Origin of the sequence: Nonomuraea deserti, from assembly GCF_004348685.1 — a bacterium.
GTDB lineage: Bacteria > Actinomycetota > Actinomycetes > Streptosporangiales > Streptosporangiaceae > Nonomuraea > Nonomuraea deserti.
In genome coordinates this window covers 1-7,362 of sequence record NZ_SMKO01000311.1, presented here as the reverse complement: position 1 = coordinate 7,362, position 7,362 = coordinate 1, and the positions used below count along the sequence as shown (strand labels likewise).

The following is a 7,362-nucleotide window of genomic DNA, read 5'->3' as shown; positions in this document are numbered from 1 at the left end:
GCCCGCGTCCGGCTTATCACTGGCGACGCGCCGACCCAGAATCCGCTCCCGCAGACACTTACCGCTTAACCTGCAGAAACGGGATCACTCGAAGATCGATTCATACACCACGTCCGTGGACGTGACCCCCCGCATCGGCCCATGACTGGGCATGACGCTACGGGCCCTCGACGCGTCATCTCGCCGTGCTCGCTCCGTACGCAGCCCGTACCCCCGGGTTGGAGCACTGCACTCGGGCTGGGACTGGACGCCGCCGCCCGGTTCAGGCGCCCGCCGGTTCACCGCCGGTGGCGGCATGAACCTGCAGTAGTCTCTCGACTCCGCGCAGGAAGGTTTCGCGGATCAGCGCCGGGTCGAACAGGCAGCCGGCGGCCATGGCGCCGTCGCGCATCATCACGAAGTGGCGGGCGGCGGGCTCGGCGTCCGCCTGCCTGATCTCGGCCAGCAGCTCCGTGGCGGTCTCCAGGAACCACCGGCGGTGGGCGAGCACGGCCTTGCGCACCGGGGACTCCGCGGCGGGATACTCGGCGGCGGCGTTGAGGAAGGCGCATCCCCGGAAGCCGGGGGACTGGATGCCCTGGGCGATGGACGCGCTGAGGGCTCGGATGGTGTCGGCGGCCGGCAGCCCGGCGGCGATGGCCTCCTCCGCCTGGTTCCGCATGGCCCGGTCGACCTCGTCCAGGTAGGCGAGGACAAGGTCTTCCTTGCCGGGGAAGTGCCGGTAGAGGGTGGCCCGGGTCACCTGCGCCTCCGCGACGATGCGATCGATGCCGACGGCGTGGATGCCCTCCGTGTAGAAGAGCCGGGTGGCCGTGGTGAGCAGCCGGGATCGCGCTTCGGACGGCCGGCCTTGGGATTGGCTGCGCATGCCACCATCGTAGTAGGTAGAACGTTCGGTCTTGACAACCTGCGCCGTAGATGGCCATGCTGGCCGAGATAGAACGTTCTGTCTTGCGAGAGGGTTTCCGTGGTGGTGCACCGTGGCCTGCCGCGACCCTGGCCGTCAGCAGCGCCCATGCGCCGGAAGGCCGGCCGCGGTACCGCTGAACCGCTCTCGTCACTTGAAAGGATCACCGTGAGCACCATCGCTGCTTCGCCGGGTATTTCCGGGACCGCGTCCGCACTGCGGCGGCTGTACTTCGTCCGCTTCGCGTTCGCCATCGTCTGGGCGCTCGTGATGTTCACGACCGCCTCGGAACTGGGTCCGCTCGCGGTCGCTCTGCTCGTGCTCTACCCGCTGTTCGACGTGGCCGCCGCCGTCATCGACGCCCGCGCGTCGCGCACCACCGGATCACCCGCCCTGCTGTACGTGAACATCGCGGTCAGTTCGGTCACCGCCATCGGCGTGGCCATCGCCTGCGCGTCCGGTATCCCGGCGGTGCTGCGCGTGTGGGGTGCTTGGGCGGTCGTGGCCGGGCTGGTCCAGCTGATCGTGGGCGTCACCCGCCGCGGGATGGGTGGCCAGTGGCCGATGATCATCAGCGGCGGCATCTCCGTGCTCGCCGGTGCGTCGTTCATCCTTGGCGCTGCCGCGGACAACCCGACGCTGATCAACGCGGCCGGCTACGCCATCCCCGGCGGCATCTTCTTCCTCATCTCGGCCTTCCGCCTCGGCCGCGCCGCGAGGACGCCCCAGACGGGCGGCAACCACTCCTGAGTGCGTCCGGTTCCCTGGGGACCGTCGGGCACGGACCCATCGGCACCCTGGTCGACGACCTGGCGCCCGGAACATCGCGCGGGGCGCTCTCCGGCCGGAGAGCGCCCCGCGTCGTGCCCGGCGGTCAGAGCAGCACCCTGCCCAGCCGCCCGCGGTGGAAGACCAGCGGGTCGTCGCCGGCGTCGTCGTTGGTGGTCAGGTCGATCACCCTGGCGAGGACCAGTTCGTGGTCCCCCACCAGGTGGCAGGAGTCGAGCACGCAGTCGATCCACGCGACCGCGCCCGTGATCGCCGGATGGCCGCTCCCGTTCACCGTCCAGCCGACCCCGGAGAACCGGTCGGCGCCCTTCTTCGCGAACGACTGGCACACCCGCTCCTGACCGGCGCTCAGCATGCTGATGGTGAACGCGCCGGCGGTCCGGATGTACGGCCACGTCGTCGAGGTGTGGGCGGCGCAGAAGCTCACAATGGGCGGATCGAGGGAGACGGAGGTGAAGGAGTTGACGGTGAAACCGTGCGGCTCACCGTCCGCCAGGGAGGCGATCACCACGACGCCCGTCGGATAGTGACCGAGCGCGCGTCTCAACCGCACGCTGTCGATCATGACGGCGCCGGCCGGCGGCGCGCTCACCGTGCTTCCCACCGCTGCTTGAGCCGGGCGAGATGGCGCAGGCCGTCGAGGACGGCGTCCGTGTCGGGGACGAAGTCGATGAGGCAGGCCACCTCGTCGACGCCGATCCTCTCCAGGGAGCCCAGCAGCGCCATGCCGTCGTCGACGGTGCCGAACAGGCCGCCCGTCTCGAAGTACCGCTCGAAGGAGATCTCCAGGAGGAACTCGATGTCCTCCGGGTCCATCTGGTCCGGGTCGATGCCCGGCATCAGCTCCTCCGCCGCCTTCAGGACCAGGCCGAGCGAACTGCGCAGGTAGTCGGTGAACGGATCGTGCACCACCTCCCGCACCTTGGCGCGGTCCTCGCCGACGAACGTGTGCAGCATCAGCGCCACGTGGCCTGTCCCGTTGTGCGCCCTGGCGTAGTGCTCGCGATATTCGGCGACCTTGCGGACGAGGTCGTCGAGGCTCTGGCCGAGCAGGTGGGTGAGGATGCCGACGCCGAGGTCGCCCGCCTGGCGGAACGTCTCCGGGTTGCCCGAGCTGGTGAGCCACGTCGGCAGCTCCGGCTGGACCGGCGCCGGATGGGTGCGCAGCTTGACCGACTCGCCCGCGCCGTCGACCAGCTCCACCTCCTCCTGCCGCCACAGCCGCCGCACCGTGTCGATGGTGTCCATCGTCACCTGGCGGCGGTCCGCGTAGTTCTCGGGTCGCAGCGCGAAGTCGACCACGTGCCAGCCGGGCGCGAACGAGACGCCGGCCCGGCCGCCCGAGAGGTTGTCCACCACCGCCCATTCCTCGGCGATGCGCGCCGGGTGGTGCAGCGGGGCCACGACGCTTCCCGCGCGGATCGCGACGTTCTCCGTCACGGCGGCGACGGCCGCCGCGGTCACCGCCGGATTGGGATAACGGCCGCCGAATTCATGGAAATGCCGCTCGGGTGTCCACACCGCGGAGAAACCGTTGGTGTCGGCGAACCTGGCCCCTTCGAGCAGCAGCCGGTATTGGTCGGTTCCGGTCCGGACACCGTCCGCGAAATAGAATAAACCAAAGTCCACCGGTGTCTCCTTACACGCCGCGCTGGTGAGCCCCGGCCGGGCACACCGGCGAGATTTCAGGTTGCCGAGCGGCACCAGTATTCGCGATGCGGGAAGCACGGGGTAACCCCTATGCCCCACTAGACGTGCCGCTCGCGGCGGTCCCGGCCGCCCGGCGCAGGCAACCCTTACCGCCCCCCTGAACCGTGGTGACGGCACCGCGCGAAAACTCCGGCCGATCCCCTGGAATGCCGCGCTTTCTCCTCGTCCCCCTCCTAGGGGATTCCGTAGGGGAATGCAGGCGGATATTAGGGGGCGAATCCCGTAGCTAGGCCGCGGCCCCATGGGCTGGAATGAAACGTGACTGGGGCGGGGCATCCGGGCACGCGCTCGAAGGGCGTATTCGCTGATATCCCGCTCATAGGCCGAGAGGATATACGCAACGTGACTCTGACCACAGAACGCGGCTTGGAACCGCCTCTCTCCCTGCGGGAGCGGGTGGCCGAACTCGGCATGATCAAGGATCAGGCGCGCGGCGGGGAAGCTCGGCCGGCCAAGGACCCGCAGCGGGCGAGGGGCAAGCTCACCGTCGACGAGCGGCTCGACCTGCTCTTCGACCCGGGCACCTTCACCGAGATAGAGCCGCTGCGCCGGCATCGCGCCAGTGGCTTCGGCATGGAGAACCGGCGGCCCTACACCGACGGCGTGATCACCGGCTGGGGCAAGGTCCACGGCCGCACCGTCTTCGTCTACGCGCACGACTTCCGCATCTTCGGCGGGTCGCTGGGCGAGGCGCACGCCCAGAAGATCCACAAACTCATGGATCTCGCCATGACGACCGGCGCGCCGCTCGTCAGCCTCAGCGACGGCGCCGGCGCCCGCATCCAGGAGGGCGTGACCGCGCTCGCCGGCTACGGCGGGATCTTCCAGCGCAACGTGCAGGCCTCCGGGGTCATCCCGCAGATCAGCGTGATCCTCGGCCCCTGCGCGGGCGGCGCCACCTACTCCCCGGCGCTCACCGACTTCACCTTCATGGTCAGCGGCATCTCGCAGATGTACATCACCGGCCCCAACGTGGTCGAAGCGGTCACCGGCGAGAAGATCAGCCACGACGAGCTCGGCGGGGCCCAGGTGCACGGCACCGTCTCGGGCGCGGCGGGCTTCGTCTACGACAACGAGACCGACTGCCTGGAGGAGGTCCGCTACCTCCTCTCCCTCCTGCCCGCCAACAACCGCGAGTCGCCGCCAGGCCTGGCCACCGCCGACCCGGCGGACCGGCGGTGCGAGGCGCTGCTCGACATCGTGCCCTCGGAGCTGAGCCGCTCGTACGACATGCGCGAGGTCATCCACGAGATCGCCGACGACGGCGACTTCTTCGAGGTGCACAGCACGTGGGCCACCAACGTCGTCTGCGCCCTGGCCAGGATCGACGGCCAGGTCGTCGGCATCGTGGCCAACCAGCCGGCCTCGCTGGCGGGCGTGCTGGACATCAACGCGTCGGAGAAGGCGGCCCGGTTCGTACAGTTCTGCGATGGGTTCAGCATCCCCCTGGTCACCCTGGTCGACGTCCCCGGCTTCCTGCCCGGCCGCGACCAGGAGCACGCCGGCATCATCCGGCACGGGGCCAAGCTGCTGTACGCGTACTGCAACGCCACCGTCCCGCGCATCCAGGTCATCCTGCGCAAGGCGTACGGAGGGGCGTACATCGTGATGGACTCCCGCTCCATCGGAGCGGACCTGTCCTTCGCCTGGCCCACGAACGAGATCGCCGTCATGGGCGCCGAGGGCGCCGCGAACGTCGTGTTCCGCAAGGAGATCGCCGCGGCCGACGACCCCGACTCGGCCCGCGTCCGGCTGATCAGGGAGTACCGGCAGGAGCTGATGCACCCCTACTACGCCGCGGAGCGCGGGCTGGTCGACGACGTGATCGACCCGGCCGAGACCAGGGCGGTCCTGGCACGGTCGCTCGCCATGCTCCGCGCGAAGACCGCGAAGGTGCCGTACCGCAAGCACGGAAACCTGCCGATGTGATGGGCGGCGACGGGGCGGTGTTCAGGTTCGTCCGCGGCGAGCTGGACCAGGAGGAGCTGGCCGCGGTGGTGACGGCGCTGCTGCACCGCCTCGCGCCGGGCGCGGAGGAGGGGAACGCCCCGCCGCCGCCCTGGTCCGCGCCACGGGCGGACGACCGGAACAGCCGGTCCCGGCCCGGCGGCCGGCCCAACAGCTGGTACGGCAGCGCCTCCTCCCGGCCGCCCGCCTGGGACGAGCCGCACACATTCCAGGCGCCGAACTCCTGGTCGCCAGGGTGAGTGCGGACATCAACGGAAGGAAGACCCAGTGATCACCGAAACCGGAACGTGGGTGCGGCGCTTCTTCGCCGCGCCGGACAGCCGTGAGACGGCCACGCGCCTGATCTGTTTCCCGCACGCGGGCGGCTCGGCCTCCTATTTCCACCCGGTCGCCAAGCAGCTCACGCCGCGGTTCGACGTCCTGGCGATCCAGTATCCTGGCCGGCAGGAACGCCGCCACGAGCGGTGCATCGACGACATCGGCGAACTCGCGGACCGCGTCACGGCGGAGATCGTGCCGCTGGCGGACCGGCCGATGGCCTTCTTCGGGCACAGCATGGGCGCCGTGGTCGCATTCGAGGTGGCCAGAAGGCTGATGGAGCGGGGCATCGCACCGCAGGTGCTCTTCGCCTCCGGCCGGCGCGCGCCCTCGTGCGTACGCGTCGAGACCGTGCACAAGGAGGGCGACCAGGCGCTGATCGCCGAGGTGCGGCGGCTCGGCGGCACCGACGTGCGCATGCTGGAGGACCCCGAGCTCCAGAGCATGATCCTGCCTTCGCTGCGCGGCGACTACACGGCCATCATGACCTACCGCTGCTCGCCCGGCGCCAGGATCGGCGCACCGATCGTCGTCCTGACCGGCGACCGTGACCCCCATGTCACCACGGACGAGGCGGCGCGCTGGAAAGAGCACACCAGCGGCGCGTTCGACCTGCACGTCTTCCGCGGCGGTCACTTCTACCTGAACAACCACGCCGCCGCGGTCATGCGGACGATCACCGAGAACATCCCCGCCGCCCAGGCGTAGATCCCCCTTTCGGTAGCACGAAGAGTACGAGGCGAGAATGGCTGCGAACGACACCAAGCTCATCGAGGCCCTGCGTTCCTCCTTGAAGGAGACGGAACGGCTGCGTGCGCAGAACCGTTCTCTCGCCGAGGCGGCGCGCGAGCCGATCGCGATCGTGGGAATGGCCTGCCGTTTCCCCGGCGGGGTGCTCTCACCCGAGGACCTGTGGAACCTGGTGGCCTCCGGCCAGGACGCGATCGGGGAGTTCCCCTCCGACCGTGGCTGGGACCTGGACAAGCTCTACGACCCGGACCCGGACAGTCACGGGACCACGTATGCGCGGCATGGTGGTTTCCTGTACGAGGCGGGGGAGTTCGACCCGGCGTTCTTCGGGATCTCGCCGCGTGAGGCCCTTGCCATGGATCCGCAGCAGCGGTTGTTGCTGGAGGCGTCGTGGGAGGCGATGGAGCGGGCGGGGATCGATCCCGCCGGGTTGCGGGGCAGCCGGACCGGCGTGTTCGCCGGGGTGATGTACCACGACTACGCCCCCGCCACCGTGCCCCAGGAGCTGGAGGGGCTGGTCGGCACCGGCAACTCGGGCAGCATCGCGTCCGGGCGGGTGTCGTACACGTTCGGGTTCGAGGGCCCGGCGGTGACGGTCGACACCGCGTGCTCGTCGTCGCTGGTGTCGCTGCACCTCGCGGTGCAGGCGCTGCGGTCGGGCGAGTGCGACCTGGCGCTGGCCGGCGGTGTGACGGTCATGGCGACGCCCGGAACGTTCGTGGAGTTCTCGCGTCAGCGGGGTCTGTCGCCTGATGGTCGTTGTAGGGCGTTCTCGGCTGGTGCTGATGGCACGGGGTGGGCTGAGGGTGTCGGGATGTTGCTGGTGGAGCGGTTGTCGGATGCTCGCCGGCTGGGGCATCGGGTGCTGGCGGTGGTGCGGGGCAGTGCGATCAATCAGGACGGTGCGAGTAACGGGTTGA

The 7,362-nt window shown here is 69.8% G+C and carries 8 protein-coding genes; 5 read left to right on the top strand and 3 right to left on the bottom strand.

Going from position 1 to position 7,362, the window contains the following annotated elements; genetic code table 11:
- Positions 1-262: 262 nt before the first annotated feature.
- Positions 263-868, bottom strand: coding sequence for a TetR/AcrR family transcriptional regulator (locus tag E1292_RS55350; RefSeq protein ID WP_132606595.1), 606 nt, complete (start codon positions 866-868; stop codon positions 263-265).
- Positions 869-1,015: 147 nt separating this feature from the next.
- Between E1292_RS55350 and E1292_RS48665 the strand changes: the two genes are divergently transcribed.
- Complete coding sequence (locus tag E1292_RS48665) at positions 1,016-1,657, top strand: hypothetical protein (RefSeq protein ID WP_246090978.1); 642 nt, start codon at positions 1,016-1,018, stop codon at positions 1,655-1,657.
- Positions 1,658-1,781: 124 nt separating this feature from the next.
- Here E1292_RS48665 and E1292_RS48660 read toward each other — a convergent pair whose 3' ends face one another.
- A complete protein-coding gene (locus E1292_RS48660) occupies positions 1,782-2,288 on the bottom strand; it encodes a flavin reductase family protein (RefSeq protein WP_246090976.1) in 507 nt (168 codons plus the stop codon).
- Positions 2,285-3,325, bottom strand: coding sequence for a MupA/Atu3671 family FMN-dependent luciferase-like monooxygenase (locus tag E1292_RS48655; RefSeq protein WP_132606594.1), 1,041 nt, complete (start codon positions 3,323-3,325; stop codon positions 2,285-2,287). Before E1292_RS48655 ends, E1292_RS48660 begins: the two co-directional genes overlap by 4 nt.
- A 492-nt stretch (positions 3,326-3,817) precedes the next feature.
- Here E1292_RS48655 and E1292_RS48650 point away from each other — a divergent pair, with 492 nt between their 5' ends.
- The 4 genes from E1292_RS48650 to E1292_RS48635 form a co-directional block, all read left to right on the top strand.
- Positions 3,818-5,335 carry an acyl-CoA carboxylase subunit beta gene (locus E1292_RS48650; RefSeq protein ID WP_132606597.1) on the top strand — a complete coding sequence of 506 codons (1,518 nt, stop codon included), beginning with the start codon at positions 3,818-3,820 and terminating at the stop codon, positions 5,333-5,335.
- The gene (locus tag E1292_RS48645; protein ID WP_246090979.1) at positions 5,335-5,613 is read left to right on the top strand and encodes an acyl-CoA carboxylase subunit epsilon; all 279 of its coding nucleotides are present in this window, start codon (positions 5,335-5,337) and stop codon (positions 5,611-5,613) included. The genes E1292_RS48650 and E1292_RS48645 overlap by 1 nt, the downstream gene beginning before the upstream one ends.
- A gap of 28 nt (positions 5,614-5,641) precedes the next feature.
- Positions 5,642-6,400 (top strand): thioesterase II family protein, encoded by a 759-nt coding sequence (locus E1292_RS48640; protein ID WP_246090974.1) that lies wholly within the window; start codon positions 5,642-5,644, stop codon positions 6,398-6,400.
- 37 nt (positions 6,401-6,437) lie between these two features.
- Positions 6,438-7,362: beta-ketoacyl synthase N-terminal-like domain-containing protein (locus tag E1292_RS48635; protein ID WP_132606592.1), on the top strand; the 925-nt coding region annotated here is incomplete at its 3' end.

Coding starts and splice junctions, on each gene's coding strand:
- E1292_RS55350 (WP_132606595.1), bottom strand. CDS start 868: ATGCGCAGCCAATCCCAAGGCCGGCCGTCCGAAGCGCGATCCCGGCTG.
- E1292_RS48665 (WP_246090978.1), top strand. CDS start 1,016: ATGCGCCGGAAGGCCGGCCGCGGTACCGCTGAACCGCTCTCGTCACTT.
- E1292_RS48650 (WP_132606597.1), top strand. CDS start 3,818: ATGATCAAGGATCAGGCGCGCGGCGGGGAAGCTCGGCCGGCCAAGGAC.
- E1292_RS48645 (WP_246090979.1), top strand. CDS start 5,335: ATGGGCGGCGACGGGGCGGTGTTCAGGTTCGTCCGCGGCGAGCTGGAC.